The organism is Polaromonas sp. YR568 (genome assembly GCF_900116715.1).
In the GTDB taxonomy this organism is placed as follows: domain Bacteria; phylum Pseudomonadota; class Gammaproteobacteria; order Burkholderiales; family Burkholderiaceae_C; genus Polaromonas.
The window spans coordinates 107,984-122,594 of record NZ_FPBM01000009.1 but is presented as its reverse complement, the minus strand read 5'-3'; the positions used below and the strand labels follow the sequence as shown (position 1 = coordinate 122,594).

16 protein-coding genes are annotated in these 14,611 nt (G+C 63.3%); 10 read left to right on the top strand and 6 right to left on the bottom strand.

Annotated features, from left to right (window positions below; genetic code table 11):
* The first annotated feature begins 6 nt into the window (after positions 1 to 6).
* Complete coding sequence (locus BM408_RS17960) at positions 7 to 909, top strand: LysR family transcriptional regulator (RefSeq protein ID WP_092131551.1); 903 nt, start codon at positions 7 to 9, stop codon at positions 907 to 909.
* A 192-nt stretch (positions 910 to 1,101) separates the two neighbouring features.
* On the top strand, positions 1,102 to 1,470 hold the full coding sequence (locus tag BM408_RS17955; RefSeq protein ID WP_092131549.1) for an HPF/RaiA family ribosome-associated protein: 369 nt from the start codon (positions 1,102 to 1,104) through the stop codon (positions 1,468 to 1,470).
* 8 nt (positions 1,471 to 1,478) lie between these two features.
* Here the strand turns inward: BM408_RS17955 and BM408_RS17950 are convergent, their stop codons facing one another.
* From BM408_RS17950 to BM408_RS17940, 3 genes are all read right to left on the bottom strand, one after another.
* On the bottom strand, positions 1,479 to 1,973 hold the full coding sequence (locus BM408_RS17950) for a GNAT family N-acetyltransferase (RefSeq protein WP_092131548.1): 495 nt from the start codon (positions 1,971 to 1,973) through the stop codon (positions 1,479 to 1,481).
* 4 nt (positions 1,974 to 1,977) lie between these two features.
* On the bottom strand, positions 1,978 to 2,484 hold the full coding sequence (locus BM408_RS17945; RefSeq protein WP_092131546.1) for a DUF1993 domain-containing protein: 507 nt from the start codon (positions 2,482 to 2,484) through the stop codon (positions 1,978 to 1,980).
* A gap of 130 nt (positions 2,485 to 2,614) precedes the next feature.
* On the bottom strand, positions 2,615 to 3,172 hold the full coding sequence (locus BM408_RS17940; protein WP_092131544.1) for a PAS and helix-turn-helix domain-containing protein: 558 nt from the start codon (positions 3,170 to 3,172) through the stop codon (positions 2,615 to 2,617).
* A gap of 100 nt (positions 3,173 to 3,272) precedes the next feature.
* Between BM408_RS17940 and BM408_RS17935 the strand changes: the two genes are divergently transcribed.
* Together BM408_RS17935 and BM408_RS17930 are read left to right on the top strand one after the other, a co-directional pair.
* Entirely contained in the window at positions 3,273 to 3,980 is a 708-nt protein-coding gene (locus BM408_RS17935) for a CoA transferase subunit A (protein WP_092131543.1), read from the top strand.
* A 1-nt stretch (position 3,981) separates the two neighbouring features.
* Complete coding sequence (locus BM408_RS17930) at positions 3,982 to 4,617, top strand: 3-oxoacid CoA-transferase subunit B (protein WP_092131541.1); 636 nt, start codon at positions 3,982 to 3,984, stop codon at positions 4,615 to 4,617.
* Positions 4,618 to 4,668: 51 nt separating this feature from the next.
* Here the strand turns inward: BM408_RS17930 and BM408_RS17925 are convergent, their stop codons facing one another.
* The 3 genes from BM408_RS17925 to BM408_RS17915 are packed head-to-tail and all read right to left on the bottom strand — an operon-like array spanning position 4,669 to position 7,456.
* Positions 4,669 to 5,274: a MarR family winged helix-turn-helix transcriptional regulator gene (locus BM408_RS17925; protein WP_254774866.1), complete on the bottom strand. Its 606-nt coding sequence runs from the start codon at positions 5,272 to 5,274 to the stop codon at positions 4,669 to 4,671.
* Positions 5,271 to 6,470 (bottom strand): Gfo/Idh/MocA family protein, encoded by a 1,200-nt coding sequence (locus BM408_RS17920; RefSeq protein WP_092131539.1) that lies wholly within the window; start codon positions 6,468 to 6,470, stop codon positions 5,271 to 5,273. The genes BM408_RS17925 and BM408_RS17920 overlap by 4 nt, the downstream gene beginning before the upstream one ends.
* Complete coding sequence (locus tag BM408_RS17915) at positions 6,467 to 7,456, bottom strand: PDR/VanB family oxidoreductase (RefSeq protein ID WP_092131537.1); 990 nt, start codon at positions 7,454 to 7,456, stop codon at positions 6,467 to 6,469. Before BM408_RS17915 ends, BM408_RS17920 begins: the two co-directional genes overlap by 4 nt.
* A gap of 157 nt (positions 7,457 to 7,613) precedes the next feature.
* Between BM408_RS17915 and BM408_RS17910 the strand changes: the two genes are divergently transcribed.
* The 6 genes from BM408_RS17910 to BM408_RS17885 all read left to right on the top strand — a co-directional run bounded on the left by BM408_RS17910 (position 7,614) and on the right by BM408_RS17885 (position 14,607).
* Complete coding sequence (locus tag BM408_RS17910) at positions 7,614 to 8,921, top strand: Rieske 2Fe-2S domain-containing protein (RefSeq protein WP_092131536.1); 1,308 nt, start codon at positions 7,614 to 7,616, stop codon at positions 8,919 to 8,921.
* Between the two features lie 113 nt (positions 8,922 to 9,034).
* A complete protein-coding gene (locus BM408_RS17905; protein WP_092131534.1) occupies positions 9,035 to 10,024 on the top strand; it encodes a Bug family tripartite tricarboxylate transporter substrate binding protein in 990 nt (329 codons plus the stop codon).
* Positions 10,025 to 10,068: 44 nt separating this feature from the next.
* The gene (locus tag BM408_RS17900; protein ID WP_092131532.1) at positions 10,069 to 11,061 is read left to right on the top strand and encodes a substrate-binding domain-containing protein; all 993 of its coding nucleotides are present in this window, start codon (positions 10,069 to 10,071) and stop codon (positions 11,059 to 11,061) included.
* 42 nt (positions 11,062 to 11,103) lie between these two features.
* A complete protein-coding gene (locus BM408_RS17895) occupies positions 11,104 to 12,069 on the top strand; it encodes a DMT family transporter (protein ID WP_092131723.1) in 966 nt (321 codons plus the stop codon).
* Positions 12,070 to 12,126: 57 nt separating this feature from the next.
* Positions 12,127 to 13,416, top strand: a complete 1,290-nt coding sequence (locus tag BM408_RS17890) for a citrate synthase (RefSeq protein ID WP_254774865.1) — start codon at positions 12,127 to 12,129, stop codon at positions 13,414 to 13,416.
* Positions 13,417 to 13,629: 213 nt separating this feature from the next.
* On the top strand, positions 13,630 to 14,607 hold the full coding sequence (locus BM408_RS17885) for a Bug family tripartite tricarboxylate transporter substrate binding protein (RefSeq protein ID WP_092131530.1): 978 nt from the start codon (positions 13,630 to 13,632) through the stop codon (positions 14,605 to 14,607).
* The last annotated feature ends 4 nt before the right edge of the window (positions 14,608 to 14,611 follow it).

Here is a 14,611-nt window from a genome sequence, read left to right as displayed (position 1 = left end):
TTGTAAATGAAAGCCCTGCAAGACCTGGAAATCTTTGTCCGCACTGTCGACACCGGCAGCCTCTCGGCCACCGCCCGCGGCCTGGACCTGACGCCAGCCGCCGCCAGCGCGGCGCTGAAACGGCTGGAGGAAGAGTTGCAGGCGCCGCTTTTCGTGCGCTCCACTCGCAGCCTGCGACTCACGCGCGAGGGTGAGGTGTTTCTGGCGCATTGCCGGCCCGCGCTGGCGGCCTTGCGTGATGCGCAGCTGGAGCTGAGCAGCGGCCGGCAGCAGGTGCGCGGCATGCTGCAACTGGCTGCGCCTTCGGACTTCGGCCGCAACCTGCTGCTGCCCTGGCTGGAGGCGTTTCAACAATTGCACCCCGGCATCCAGTACCGCCTGCATTTGTCGGACCGCGTGACCAATGTCTACAGCGACCTGGTGGACGCCGCCTTTCGCCAGGGCGACCCACCCGACTCAAGCATGCTGGCGCTGCCGGTCGATCTGACGAACCGCCGCGTGTTGTGTGCTTCGCCCGCGTACCTGGCAAAGCACGGTGCGCCCGACACACCCCTTGCCTTGGCCCAACACGCCTGCCTGTGCTTCATGCTGGGTGAAGACGTGTATGACCGCTGGCGCTTCTGGCGCGACGGCGAAGAGGCTGCCCTGCGCGTGGGCGGCGGCAATATCGCCAACGACGGCGATGTGGTGCGCCTGTGGGCATTGGCCGGCCGGGGGGTTATCTACAAGTCGGGGCTGGATGTGGCGGCAGACCTGGCCGCGGGCCGGCTGGTGGCGCTATGCACTGAGTGGCAGACCGAGGCCTCGCCCATCTATATGGTGCTGCCTGGGCGCAGGCAGCTCACGCCGGGTTTGCGGCTGCTGCGCGAGTTCATTGCTGAACGCTGCGCGGCACTGTCCAGGGCTTAATGAAACAGTCTGCGACGCTTTGTGACGGCGCGCAAGCTGAACGCTGAAGACCGCCCTTACTTCAGGGTTGCGTTCAGGACTACACGGCTTCCTCCCGATCGCGCGCACAATGAATTTTCAAGCCACCGCCCTGGTGGCAAGCAGCCCGGCCCGCAGGCCCGCGCGCTGCCAACCCTGAAAGGAAAACTCCCCATGCAAGTCCAGGTCAATTCCAAGAACACCCTGCACACCGGCGAATCTTTTGAGCGCTGGGCCAGCACCGAACTCCATGAATCATTGAGCCGCTTCAAGGGCGACATCACCCGCATTGAAGTACACATGAGCGACGAGAACAGCGACAAGGCCGGCCTTGAGCAAAAGCGCTGCGTGATGGAAGCGCGGCTGGCGCACCATGAGCCGCTGGCCGTCAACCACAACGCGCCCAACCAGGACCTGGCATTTCGCGGCGCCAGCGACAAACTCAAACGCGTGCTGGATCACACCCTGGGCAAACTGCGCGACCACCACCGCGACCGCGAAACCATTCGGCACGAGCCGGCGCCCGAGCCCGGCGCGTCCTGAGGAAGCCCTTAAGCCTTGCCGTGGCCGAGTGCCTTGACCATGGCAAAGCGGCGGAAGTGCGCACCGCGCAATTCGATGTGCTGCTCTTCCTTCACCGCGAAGCCCTGGCGCTCAAAAAACGGCCGGCCCAGCAGGCTGGCCTCGGTGAACAGCTCTTTGACTTCGAGTGCGCGCAGCACGGCTTCGGCCTGGCCCAGCAGCCGTGACGCAATGCCGCGCCGTGCGGCCGCGGGCGAGGTGAACATCAGGTCGATATGGCCGTTGTTCTCGTAACCGATAAAGCCCAGCAGGGCGCCACGGTTTTCTTCCTGCGTTTCTTCCTGTGCCACCAGAACCTTGATCGGTTTCAGGCGGTTTTCCCACAGGCTCAGGTCGGGCGGGCGCGGCGCCCATGCGGCGCGCTGCACTTCGTCATAGTGGCTCACCGCCAGGCCGTGAATCGCGTCGGTGAAGAGCTGGGCGACGGCGGACAAGTCCGCCTCGGTGTAAGGCCGGATGTGCATGCGTTCAGAAGCTACCCAAATAATCCATCTTGCCCAGTGGCACACCCTGGTTGCGCAGCACGTCATACGCCGTGGTGACGTGAAAGAAAAAATTGGGCAGCGCGAAGTTCAGCAAATAGGGCTCGCAGTCGAAAGTCATTTCCTTGCCGCGGATTTTCAGCGTGACCTGGCCGCCTGCACGGGCGTTGATTTGTTCCTCGCTCACGGTCTTGAGGAAGTCCAGCGTCTTGGCGATGCGGGCCTGCAACTCGTCAAACGTGGTTTCGGTGTCGGCAAAGCTGGGCGCGGTGATGGCCGCCAGGCGCGCGGCGGCGAATTTGGCGGCGTCGCTTGCGCTCTGAACCTGGCCCGAGAGCGGGTACATGTCGGGCGCCAGACGGGCGTTGACGTAGGTGGCCAGGTCGATGTTGTTGGCTGCGGCGTGGGCCTTGGCTTTTTCAAGCACGGCAGACAGGTTGGTAAAGCCGCGGATAAAGACGGGGATGGAGGCTTGGTACAGCGTCAGTGGCATGGGGGTTCTCGTGAGGGGTGGGTGGTTTCGGCGGGATGGCCGGGATGGCCTGGAAGGCCGAGGCATAAACGCCGGAACTGATTTTGTCCCTGTTGCAAAAACCTTGCTCGTGGTGCCTTGGAACGGAGGCTCAGGAACCGGCCATCAGCTTGTGCACCAGGTCGGCTGTGGTGGATGCCTTGTATTTGCGCATCAGCCGCGCTCGGTAAATCTCGACCGTGCGGTGGCTGATGACCAGCGCGCGGCCGATTTCCTTGGAGGTCATGCCGTCCATCAGGTGGGCGGCCACTTCGCGTTCGCGTGCGGTGAGTTCGGCGGTGACGGGGCGGCGCGAGCTGAGGTCTTCAAAGGTCCAGATGCCGGCTTCATGCGGCGCGCTGCGGTTGAGCGCCCGGCCGGTGACGTGGCACCAGAAGGTCTCGCCCTTGTTGCGGCCGTCGACGCGTTTCATGATGCGGTCGTCGGAGTAAAGTCCCTTGGCGTTCAGGAAGGGGATCATGCGCGCGCCTATGCGCTCGTATTCGTCCACACTGGGGTAAAGAATCAGGAAGGACTGGCCGGCGAGCTGCTCGCGCGTGGCGCCAAACATCTCGCACAAATGCTGGTTGCAGTCCACAATGGAACGGTTGCGTGACAGCACCAAGCCAACGGGTGCCAGATCGAATGCGAGCTGGTAATCCACTTCCACAGTACTTACCTTTACGGAAAACTACGTAATTTAATAAGTAGTATCGTAATGGATGGCGGGTAGCAGACCCTGACTGCCCGATGACACCAGGAGACTCTTTGTGAAGAAACTATTTCCCTCCGCCGCTGAGGCCCTCAAGGGCATCGTCAAAGACGGCCAGTTGATGGCTGTCGGCGGCTTCGGCTTGTGCGGCATCCCCGAAGCGCTGATCGACGCGCTACGCGACAGCCAGGTCAAGGACCTGACGGTGATTTCCAACAACGCGGGCGTGGATGACTTCGGCCTGGGCAAGCTGCTGCGCACGCGGCAGATCAAAAGAATGATTGCCAGCTATGTGGGCGAGAACAAGGAGTTCGAGCGCCAGTACCTGGCCGGCGAACTCGAGCTGGAATTCACGCCGCAGGGCACGCTGGCTGAAAAGCTGCGCGCGGGCGGCGCGGGCATCCCGGCCTTTTTCACCAAGACCGGCGTGGGCACGCAAGTGGCCGATGGCAAGGAATTGCGCGAATTTGACGGTGAGACCTATGTGATGGAGCGCTCGCTGGTGCCCGATGTGGCCCTGGTCAAGGCACATATAGCTGACAAGTCCGGCAACCTGCGCTTTAACCTCACAGCCCGCAATTTCAACCCCGCCGCCGCGATGGCCGGCAAGATCTGCATCGTTGAGGTGGAGAAGGTTGTCGAGATCGGCGAACTGGCGCCCGACGACATCCATCTGCCGGGGATTTATGTGCACCGCATCGTGCTGAATGCGAACCCCGAAAAACGCATCGAAAAACGAACCATCACCGAGAAAGCAGGAGCCTGACATGCCTTGGACCCAAGACCAGATGGCGGCGCGCGCCGCCCAGGAACTCGAAGACGGTTTTTATGTGAACCTCGGCATCGGCATCCCGACGCTGGTGGCCAACTTCACCGGTGACAAGGAAGTGTGGCTGCAGTCTGAAAACGGCATGCTGGGCATTGGCCCCTTCCCGACGGAAGACGAAGTGGACGCCGACCTGATCAACGCCGGCAAGCAGACTGTCACCACCATCAAGGGCTCGGCCATTTTTGGCAGCCATGAAAGCTTTGCGATGATTCGCGGCGGCAAGATCAACCTGTCCATCCTGGGCGCGATGCAGGTCAGCGAAAAGGGCGACCTGGCCAACTGGATGATCCCGGGCAAGATGGTCAAGGGCATGGGCGGCGCGATGGACCTGGTGGCCGGCGTCAAGCGCGTGATCGTGTTGATGGAGCACGTTGCCCGCAAGAAAGACGGCACCGAAGACATGAAGATCCTGCCGCAGTGCACCTTGCCGCTGACAGGCGTGGGCGTGGTGGACCGCATCATCACAGACCTGGCCGTGATGGACGTGACGCCCGCTGGCCTGAAGCTGGTGGAACTGGCGCCCGGCGTAACGCGTGAAGCGGTGCAGGCCAAGACCGGCGTGACGCTGGTCTGAATGACCGGGGCTTAAGAGGCCCCAAACCCAAACAAAAAGCCGCGGCCTTCTTCAGGCGGCGGCTTTTTTATTTCCCGCAGCGGGTTTGTCGGATTTATCTGCTTTGTCTTTTCCCGCGGCTTTGCCGCTGAGCTTGCGTCCTGCGGCCGCGCCGGACTTGCGCCTGGCGGTTGGTGTGGTCTGCAGCAGTTCGTCCCGGGCCAGGTTTTCGATCATCGCCAGCAGCACGGTGCGCGTGGTTTTGATGTCTTCGGGCGCGATGCCTTCGATGCTGACGCTGTTGGTTTCTTCCGCCAGTGGCACCAGCAGCTTCTTGAGCGCGCGGCCTTCGTCGCTCAGGTAGACGTACATATTCTTCTTGTTGGTGGGCAACTGCTTGCGCACGATGTAGCCCAGCGACTCCATGGCCTTCATGGCGGTGAAGGTGGTGGGCTCCATCACACCCGCGCGCTCGCTGAGCTCTTTTTGCGTCAGCCCGTCCGACTCCCAGAGGATGCGCAGAAAAGTCCAGTGGCCGAACGGTACGCCGTGCTGCGCCAGCCTGACCTGCAGCGCCCGGTGAAAGGCGCGCGAGGCATCGCGGATCAGGTGGGCGAGGCGGTCGTTGGGAACGGCTTCACGCCAGTGGCGGATGATGTTTTGCGTGTCATTGCTCATGAGTTGGCATTGTGACTGACTTGGTGCGAAGGGGTGCAACTGCCGCCGGACCGGGCGGATTCCAGCAGCGCCAGGCAGGCGGCGGTGGTGGCGCGGGCCCATTCGCCGCTATGGACGGGCGGTTTGCCCTCTGCGACGGCGGAAAACAGCTCGTCAATCACCTCCTGGCGCGGGATGGCCGGGGCGGAAAGGGCTTCAAAGGTCTTTTCGCGGTCGGTGTAGATGGCAATGCCCGCGGGGCCGGGGCGTAAATCGGCTTTTTCGCAGCTCACGATGAACTGGCCGAAGTGCTGGTGTTGCAGGCCCTGGGGCAGGGCGGTGCCGGCCGTGTAGAGGCTGCCACCGTAGTTGCGCGCGGCCTTCAGTGCGGTTTCTTCGGCAGACGTTGCCGCAGCCTCCAGGCGCTTTCGGGCTGCGCCGTAGTCGGCCGGGTTTTTGGCCTGGCCCATTTCGCCGATGTTGCTGAACAACTCGTCTGAGTCGTAATGGCCGTAGCCGCTGTAGGTAGACGAGGCAAATGCGCCGCCTTCAAATTCAATCAATGCGCTGTAAGCGCCTTCGGTGGGGCGGCTGGCATCCCACGCGCCGGTGTGCGCCCGCACGCTGCGCACCAGCCCGCCGCCCAGCAGCCGCACGATGTCCATCTGGTGCGTGGCCTGGCTGTGGATCACGCCGCCGCCGGCGGCCGTGTCCAGCTCTTCGGGCCGGCGGGGCCGGTAGAGGAAGTCGGTGTAGTTCATGGCGTGGATCATCTTCACCGCACCGTAGCGGCCGCTGTCGATGAGCTCACGCGTGCGCCTGATCGGCGTATTGAAGCTGTGGCTGTGGCCGACGATGAGGTGCACGCCCGCGCGATGGGCCGCCTCAATCATGCCGGTGCATTCGTCCACTGTGAGGGCCATGGGCTTTTCCACCATCACATGCTTGCCGAAGGAGGCAGCCAGACGAACATGCTCGGCGTGGAACTGGTGGGGCGAGGCGATGTAGAGCAGCTCGACCGCCGGGTTGGCGCACAGCGCTTCGATGGAATCGTAAGAGGGCGCGCCGAAATCTTTTTCAAACTGCGCGCGGGCCTGCGCAATCGGGTCGGTCGCGCCTACGAGCGTGACGCGGCTGTCGTGCACAAAGGTGGGCAGCATAAGCGTGAAGGCCCGCCCCAGGCCCACCACGCCGATCTTGAGTAGCCGGTTTGTCATAAGTCCAGTACCAGTTCAGGCGATTTTGCCCGGGAGACACACACCATGATGTGGTCGGCTTTTTCCTCGTCGGTCAGCACCATGTCGCGGTGCTCGGCAACGCCTGCCAGCAGCCGGGTTTTGCAGGTGCCGCAGGTGCCGCTTTCGCAGGAGCTGGCCACGCGCAGGCCTGTGGCGCGCAAGGCTTCCAGAATGGTTTGTTCCGCACTGACTTCAACCGTCTTTCCGCTCTTTTGCAGGCGAACATGGAAGGGCGTGTTTTCCGCATACACCGTGGCGTCAACGCCGAAGCTTTCAAAATGCACAGCGCCCGAAGGCCAGTGGCCCGACATGTCTTCCACGCTGTCCATCAGGCCTTTGGGGCCGCAGCAGTAGACATGTGCCGCAGTGGGCTTTTCAAACACCGGCCACAGGTCCAGCGCCTGGTCGATGTCGCCGTTGTCGTGGTGGATCTGCACCTTGCCGGCGAATTCGGATTGCAGCTCGTGAATGAAGGCCGTGCTGCCCGCATCGCGCGTGCAGTAGTAAAGCTTGAAGTCGGCATTGGTGCGCTGAAGGTGCCGCATCATTGACAGCACCGGCGTGATGCCGATGCCGCCCGCCACAAAGATCGATTGCGCGGCGTGGCTTGCCAGCTCGAAGTTGTTGCGCGGTGCGCTGACCGACAGCAACTGCCCGGCCTGCACATCGTCGGCCATGCTGATGGAGCCGCCGCGGCCGCGCCCGTCGCGCTTGACGGCGATCTGCCAGGCGCTGCTGTCGGCCGGGTCGCTGCACAGCGAATAGTTGCGCCGCACACCGTTGGGCACTTCCACCGTCAGGTGCGAGCCGGGCGTGAAGGCGGGCAGGGGGGCGCCGTCGGGGTGGCGCAGCTCAAACAGGTAAATGCCTTGCGCAACTTCTTCTTTGCGTGCAACCTTCAGCGGGAAGAAGTCGGGCTCACCCGCGGCCGTGGCGCCCGGGGCGGCGCTAGGGTTAACGCTCATCGTTGTCTCCACAAAATTTTCTTGACAAATCGCCAAATCGCGATAATCTTAGTCATCTAAGAATAATCTGCTTATTCCGGATTTGCAAGCTGTTTTTGATGACCGTTTTTGGGCAGGCCCGCCTGGTCGGCCGCTCTTGATTTGAAGGATATACGCGATGTTGACCGCTGAAGAAAACGAACTGCTTTGCCGTGTGGAAGGCCAGGCCCCCATGGGCCAGCTGATGCGCCGCCACTGGACGCCCGTGTGCCTGATCGAAGAGGTGAGCGAGCCCGACGGCACGCCCGTGAAGGCGCGGGTGTTCGGCGAAGACCTGGTGGTGTTTCGCGACACCAAGGGCCGGGTCGGCGTGATGGACGAATACTGCCCACACCGGCGCGTGTCGCTGGTGTTCGGCCGCAATGAAGACTGCGGCCTGCGTTGCCTCTATCACGGCTGGAAGATGGACGTGGAAGGCAATGTGCTGGAGATGGTGTCCGAGCCCGCGGCCAGCGGCATGGCGCAAAAGGTCAAGCACCTGGCTTACCCCGTCAAGGAGTGGGGCGGTTTTGTGTGGGCCTATATGGGCCCCAAAGAAACGCAACCCGAGTTTGAGCCGCCAGCCTGGGCCCCTACGGCCGATGCCAAGGTGACGATTGCCAAAGCGCTGATTCCCTGCAACTGGGCGCAGATTCTGGAAGGCGCGATCGACTCCGCGCACAGCTCCAGCCTGCATTCATCTGACATGGTGCCGGCGCGTGTGGAAGGCGCTGAAGCCACTGACACCAACTGGCTGCGCCCTTCGACCGACAAGGCGCCGCGCATGCAGGTGGAGCGGGGCAGCTACGGCTTTCGTTATGCGGCGATTCGCCGGCCCATCAAGAATGCGGCGGCCAACGACTACATCCGCTCGACGGTGTTTGTGGCGCCCGCCACCGCGCTGATCCCGCCCAACAACCTCTACAACGTGGCGAACATCAACGTGCCGATGGACGACACCAACACGGCGTTTTATTTCATCGCCTGGGGCCATCCTTCGCAGACACCCGACACCGACAGCTGGCGCAAGTTTCTGGGCCAGCAACTGGGCCCTGACCTGGACGCCAACTATGCGCCGCTGCGCAACCGCGAGAACCATTTTTGGCAAGACCGCGCGGCGATGAAAGCCGGCAACTTCACCGGCATCACCGGTTTTCCGAACCAGGACATCGCCATGTGGGTCACCATGGGACCGATTGCCGACCGCACGCATGAGCGCCTGGGCGCCAGCGACATGGCGGTGGTGGAGTTTCGCAAGCAGATGCTGGAGGCGGTGCGCGCTTTCCAGGCGGGCGAAGCCGCCATCGGCACCGGCGCCTTGCGCATTCCGTCCAGCGTGGTCGCCTTCCAGGCCATTGTGCCCAAGACCACTGACTGGCGCGCCTACCAGGCGTCTTATGTGTGGGACACGCGTGAGCCCGCGCTGGAGCCTTCGTACTCGACCTGAGTTGCTTTTTCTTTTTGTCGCTTTTAATTGAGAGCGCTTCGTTCTTGAGTTTTCATCTTTCCGCCACGCAAAGCCTATAAAACCACCAGGAGACAAGTTCCATGAGTTCAACCATGAATTCCATCAACGCCCCGCGCCGCCTTCTACTGGCCAGTGCCATGCTGGCAGCCGGCACGCTGCTGCCGCTGTTTGCCGGCGCACAGAGCGCCTACCCCAACCGCCCCATCAAGTTCGTCGTGCCCTATGCGGCCGGCGGCCTGCCCGACACCGTGGCGCGCATTTTTGCGCAGCGGCTGGGCGAGAAGCTGGGCCAGTCTGTGGTGGTGGACAACCGCCCCGGCGCCAACGGCGTAGTGGCTGCGCAGGCCCTGGCCACGGCGCCCAAAGACGGCTACACCTTTCTCGTGACCGACGGCTCGATGTTCTCCATCAACCCGGCCATCTACAAGAGCCTGGGCTATGACTACAAACGCGACTTCATGCCGGTGTCGGCGGCAGCGCGCGCGCCGCTCTACCTGGCAGTGCACCCCAAGGTGCCTGCCAATACCTTCCAGGAGTTTGTCGCCCTGGCCAAGTCCAAACCCGGCACGCTGAATTACGGCTCCTCCGGCATCGGCAGCACGCACCACCTGACCATGGAAGCCCTGAAGGCTTCGCTGGGCCTGCAGATCACGCACGTGCCTTTCAAGGGCACCGGCCAGTCGGTGCCGGCGCTGATCGGCGGCCAGGTCGAGGTGCTGTTTTCCGCGTTGCCGTCGCTCGTGGGTTTTGTCAAAGGCGGCCAGGTCAAGCTGCTGGCCACCAACTCGGCCCACCGCTCGGCCCAGGAGCCCAATGTGCCGGCCATCGCCGAAACCATTCCGGGCTTTGACTTCGCGCCCATCGTCGGTGTGCTGGCCGCCACCGGTACGCCCGCCAGCGCCATCGACCGCATCAGCGCCGAGATAGCGCAGATCGCCAAGATGCCGGAAGTGATCGCCACGCTGAGCAACGCCGGCATCGAGCCCATCGGCAGCACCCCGGCCGAATACGGTAAAGCCATCCTCGGCGAAAACGAGCGCCTGGCCAAGGCCATCGTGGCTTCAGGCATCAAACCCGAATAACCCTCATCGAATTTTCTGATCTCTCTTAAGGAACATACCGCGACATGTCAAAACTGAAACTGACCTTCGGCTGCTGGAACTATGACCGCACCCGCGCCCTGATGGACGGGAGCGTGCAGCCCGATGGCATAGACCTGAACTACCTCAACATGCCGGTGGAAGAAACCTTCTTCCGCATGCTGCGGCACAAGGAATTTGACGTCGCGGAAATGTCGCTCTCGTCGTACACCGTCTCCATGTTCAACGAGTCGCGGCCCTTTGTGGCGATTCCGGTGTTTCCTTCGCGCTTTTTCCGCCACTCCTGCATCTATGTGAATGCCAACTCCGGCATTCGCGAAGCCAAGGACCTGATCGGCAAGCGCGTGGGCAACCCCGAGTACCAGATGACGGCGCCGGTGTGGATACGCGGCATCCTGTCCGACCATTACGGCGTACCTGTCGACAGCGTGACCTACTTCACCGGCGGCGAGGAAGAGCCCGGCCGCTCCGAAAAAATCAAGCTGGACTTGCCGCCCAACATCAAGGTCGAACGCATCGGCCCCGAGCAGACGCTGGCCCAGATGCTGCTCGACGGCGAGATCGATGCGCTTTACACCGCGCGCATGCCCTCCAGCTTTCTCAAGGGCGGCGGCAAGGTCAAACGCCTCTTCGAAGACTACGAGCAGGTCGAGCGCAATTACTTCAAGGAAACAAAAATCTTCCCCATCATGCACACGGTGGCAATCCGCCGCGATGTGTATGAAGCCAACCGCTGGGTGGCGCGCTCGATGATGAAGGCGCTGGAAGAGTCCCAGCGCCGCACCTATGAAGACCTGTACGAGACCGCCGCGCTCAAGGCCATGCTGCCCTGGCTGACCTCGCACGTCGAGCAGGTCAAGCGCGAGATGGGCGAGGACTTCTGGCCCTACGGCTTTGAAAAGAACGAAGCCACGCTGCAGACCTTTTTGCGCTACTCGTTCGAACAAGGGCTTTCCAAGCGCCTGCTCAAACCGCAGGAGCTCTTTGCGCCAGAATCGCTGGAGGCGTTCAAGATCTGACGCCGTGGCAAAGGCTTGAGGCCGATTTGATTCTGGATGCAGATGTCTGAAACTTTTCTGGGTTACCTGCTGGCAAGCGGTGCGCTGCTGCTGTTCACCGTGTCCATCCTGGTGACCAAAGTGGCTTCCGGCCGCATGGAACTGGGCCTGGGCTTTTTGATCGCCACCACCATGAATGTGGCGTTCTCGGCATTGACCTTCGGCGTGCAGCTCGGCTTGCGGGCCGAAGGTGTGTCGTGGAACTGGCACGCGTTCTGGCTGTTTGCCGCTGCCGGCGCTTTTTCGACCTACCTGGGGCGGTGGTTTTTTTATGAGTCCGTGGTGCGCTTCGGCCCCGCCAAGGCCAGCATCTTCCAGATCAGCAGCCCGCTTTTCACCGCCCTGATGGCCTGGCTGCTGCTGGGCGAGCGGCTGAGCGTGCTGGTGGCGCTGGGCATGGTGATGACCATCGCCGGCCTGATGCTGGTGAGCTACAAGCCCGGCTTCTTCTCGCGCCGCGGCCCGACGCCTGAGCTTCCGCCCGACGGTGGGCCCGCACCCGCCGCCATGAAGTTCGGCCTGCGCCAGCAATTGCTGCAGTCGGTGCTATTTCTGGGCATGGGCAGTTCCCTGGCGTATGCGATCGGTAATGTGTTGCGGGGCACGGCGGTGCGCAGCTGGAACGAGCCGATCCTCGGCGCGCTGGTGGGCGCCGTGTGCGGCCTGGCGCTGCACCTGGCTTTCAGCTCCGACAAGGGCGGTATCGCCGCGCGCCTGCGTACGGCCAACCGCGGCAGCATGGCGCTCTACGCGCTGATCGGCGTGTCGACCATCTCGGCGCAGATGTGCGTAATCGGCTCCATGCGCTACATCCCGCTGTCCGTCGCCACGCTGGTCACCCTGTGCACGCCTGTCCTGGTGTTTCCGCTCAGTCACCTGCTGTTCAGGGGTGAAGACAAGATCACGGCCACCACGCTGGCCGGCAGCGGCTTGACTTTGATCGGCATTTTCATCATCGTGATGCGCTGACGTGCCGGGCCGGCTGGCCCCGGCAAGCTTGCACGCCATCAGGAGATACTTGGGCCCATGGACCACCCCGACAAAGCGCTGCGCCGCGACTACGCCTCGGCGGCCGAGGCCATGAAGATTCTCAACGTCAGGCAGCAGACGCTTTACGCCTATGTGAGCCGGGGCTGGATACGCAGCGTGGCGCAGCAGGGCCAGAAGGGCAAGCTCTACCTGCGCGACGACCTCACGCGCGTGGGCATGCGCTCACTCGCACGATCCGGCCACGGCCCGGTCGCGGCAGCGGCGATGAACTGGGGCGAGCCGATTTTCCCGACCTCCATCACCGAGATCACCGAGCAGGGGCCGCGCTACCGCGGGCACCTGGCGGCGGACCTGGTGCGTTCAGGCGCTTCCTTCGAGTCGGTGGCTGAGCTGCTCTGGACTGGCGAATTTAATGACAAGGCGCCCGCCTGGCCGGTGCGCAAACCCTCGGCCGAACTCATCACGCTGGCACAGACGCTGACCTCGCTGCAGGCACAGGGCAATGTGCTGGAGTCCTTCGCGCTAGCCGTACTGCTGCTGGGCATGCGGCGCGGCCCGGTGGCCGAGCGGCTGTCGCAGGGTAAAACCCTGCCGGCCGCGCGCGAGATCATGCAGACGGTGGTGGCCTGCTGCGGCTTTGTCGGCCCCGCGCAAACCCTGCGCCCCATGCAGCGCGGCGAATCGGTGGTGGAGGGCCTTATGCATGCGCTGGCCATGCCGGTTACCGCCGAGAACCGCGAAGCCCTGCGCGCCGTGCTCATCCTGATGGCCGACCACGAGCTGCCGCCCGGAACGCTGAGCGCGCGTGTGGTGGCCTCCGCCGGCGGCACGCTGCACAGCTGCCTGGCGTCGGCGCTGTGCGCCACTTCCGGTGTGGATGTGGGCCGTATGTACGAGCGCGTCGAGGATTTCCTGGGCCAGGCGCCGACCAAGCCCGTGCTCGTCAAACGCGCCCACAAGCTGCATGCGCAAGGCCAGAGCGTCCCTGGCTTTGATCACCCGCTGTACCCCAAAGGCGACCCACGCGCGGCTCAACTGCTCGAAATGGTGTTTGCCCGCCAGAGCCCGAGCCGTGAGTTGCGGGCGATAGCGCGCTTCATCGATGAGATGCGCACCAGCGTGGGCCTCTTGCCCCGCCAGGAGCTGGCTCTGGTTGTGACAGCACGCGCCATGGGCCTGCCGCGCCAGGCCACCGCCGCGCTCTTTGTGCTGGGCCGGCTGGCAGGCTGGGTCGCGCATGTGCAAGAGCAGCGCGCCGACGGCACGCTGATGCGTCCCCGTGCCAAGTTTGTAAAGCCAAAGTCCGAATCCACGCCCACCGCTTGATCGGGCCCCTTCCCAGCCAGCATGAGCCCCGGAACCGGCTTTGCCGGGCCGTAGGGCGGGCGGCCCCCTCGGGGGGCAGGGAGCTACACGAAGTGAGCGACCGTGGGGGCTCCATCCTATGTTGATTCAGTGTTCAAGATTGAATGATTGAGTTGTCTTCACTAGGATGACCTGGCGCTTGCAGATTCGCGCCATAAATACTGGAGACAAGACATGCAATTCAACCGCCGCACTGGGATGCTCGCCCTCTGCCTTTCCGCCGCCTTCGCCAGCCCGCTCAGCTGGGCGCAGGACTACCCGACCAAACCCATCCGCATCGTGGTGCCGTTGCCGCCCGGGGGCTCCAATGACGTGCTGGCGCGCCTGCTCGGGCAAAAAATGTCCGAGTCCTTCGGCCAGCCGGTGATTGTGGAAAACAAGCCCGGCGCCGCCGGCAACATCGCCAGCGAGTTCATGGCCAGGGCTGAAGGCGACGGCTACTACATCGCCGTCGCGCCCAATCAGACGGTGGCCGTCAACCCGGTGCTGTATCCCAAGCTGCCTTTTGACGTGAACCGCGACCTCACCGGCATCACCATGATGGGCCGCGTACCCATGGTGCTGGTGGTGTCGCCCGCCAAGGTGCAGGCCACCACCGTGGCCGAGCTGATCGCGCTGGCCAAGGCCAACCCGGAAAAACTCTCGTACGCGTCGGCAGGCTCCGGCAGCCCACAGCACATGGCGGCCGAGGTTTTTAAATCTTTGACCGGAACCAAGCTGACCCAGATTCCCTACAAGGGCTCCGCGCCGGCGCTGGTCGACGTGCTGGGCGGCCAGGTCGACGTGATGTTCTGCCCGATGAATTCCGCTTTGCCGCACATCCGCAGCGGCAAGCTGCGCGCGCTGGGTACCACCGGCACCAAGCGGGTCGACTTGCTGCCCAACGTGCCGACGATTGCCGAGACCGTGCCCCACTATGAAAGCGACATCTGGATCGGCATGGTGGCCCCATCCAAAACGCCGCCGGCCATCATCAACAAGCTCAATGCCGAACTGCGCCGCGCGCTCGCCTTGCCTGACGTGAAAGACAAGCTGGCAGAGCAGGGCATTTACGCCGAGACCAGCACACCCGCCGAATTCACCAAGCTCATTGCCGACGACCAGAAGCGCTGGGCCTCAGTCATCAAGGCAGCCAACATCAAGCCTGAATAGGCAG

Excerpts from the sequence above, each read along its gene's own strand:
- BM408_RS17905 (WP_092131534.1), top strand. The coding sequence starts at position 9,035 with ATGAATTCCATCAACGCCCCGCGCCGCCTTCTACTGGCCAGTGCCATG.
- BM408_RS17920 (WP_092131539.1), bottom strand. The coding sequence starts at position 6,470 with ATGACAAACCGGCTACTCAAGATCGGCGTGGTGGGCCTGGGGCGGGCC.
- BM408_RS17910 (WP_092131536.1), top strand. The coding sequence starts at position 7,614 with ATGTTGACCGCTGAAGAAAACGAACTGCTTTGCCGTGTGGAAGGCCAG.
- BM408_RS17960 (WP_092131551.1), top strand. The coding sequence starts at position 7 with ATGAAAGCCCTGCAAGACCTGGAAATCTTTGTCCGCACTGTCGACACC.
- BM408_RS17950 (WP_092131548.1), bottom strand. The coding sequence starts at position 1,973 with ATGCACATCCGGCCTTACACCGAGGCGGACTTGTCCGCCGTCGCCCAG.
- BM408_RS17895 (WP_092131723.1), top strand. The coding sequence starts at position 11,104 with ATGTCTGAAACTTTTCTGGGTTACCTGCTGGCAAGCGGTGCGCTGCTG.
- BM408_RS17930 (WP_092131541.1), top strand. The coding sequence starts at position 3,982 with ATGCCTTGGACCCAAGACCAGATGGCGGCGCGCGCCGCCCAGGAACTC.
- BM408_RS17885 (WP_092131530.1), top strand. The coding sequence starts at position 13,630 with ATGCAATTCAACCGCCGCACTGGGATGCTCGCCCTCTGCCTTTCCGCC.
- BM408_RS17900 (WP_092131532.1), top strand. The coding sequence starts at position 10,069 with ATGTCAAAACTGAAACTGACCTTCGGCTGCTGGAACTATGACCGCACC.
- BM408_RS17915 (WP_092131537.1), bottom strand. The coding sequence starts at position 7,456 with ATGAGCGTTAACCCTAGCGCCGCCCCGGGCGCCACGGCCGCGGGTGAG.
- BM408_RS17925 (WP_254774866.1), bottom strand. The coding sequence starts at position 5,274 with ATGAGCAATGACACGCAAAACATCATCCGCCACTGGCGTGAAGCCGTT.
- BM408_RS17945 (WP_092131546.1), bottom strand. The coding sequence starts at position 2,484 with ATGCCACTGACGCTGTACCAAGCCTCCATCCCCGTCTTTATCCGCGGC.
- BM408_RS17955 (WP_092131549.1), top strand. The coding sequence starts at position 1,102 with ATGCAAGTCCAGGTCAATTCCAAGAACACCCTGCACACCGGCGAATCT.
- BM408_RS17890 (WP_254774865.1), top strand. The coding sequence starts at position 12,127 with ATGGACCACCCCGACAAAGCGCTGCGCCGCGACTACGCCTCGGCGGCC.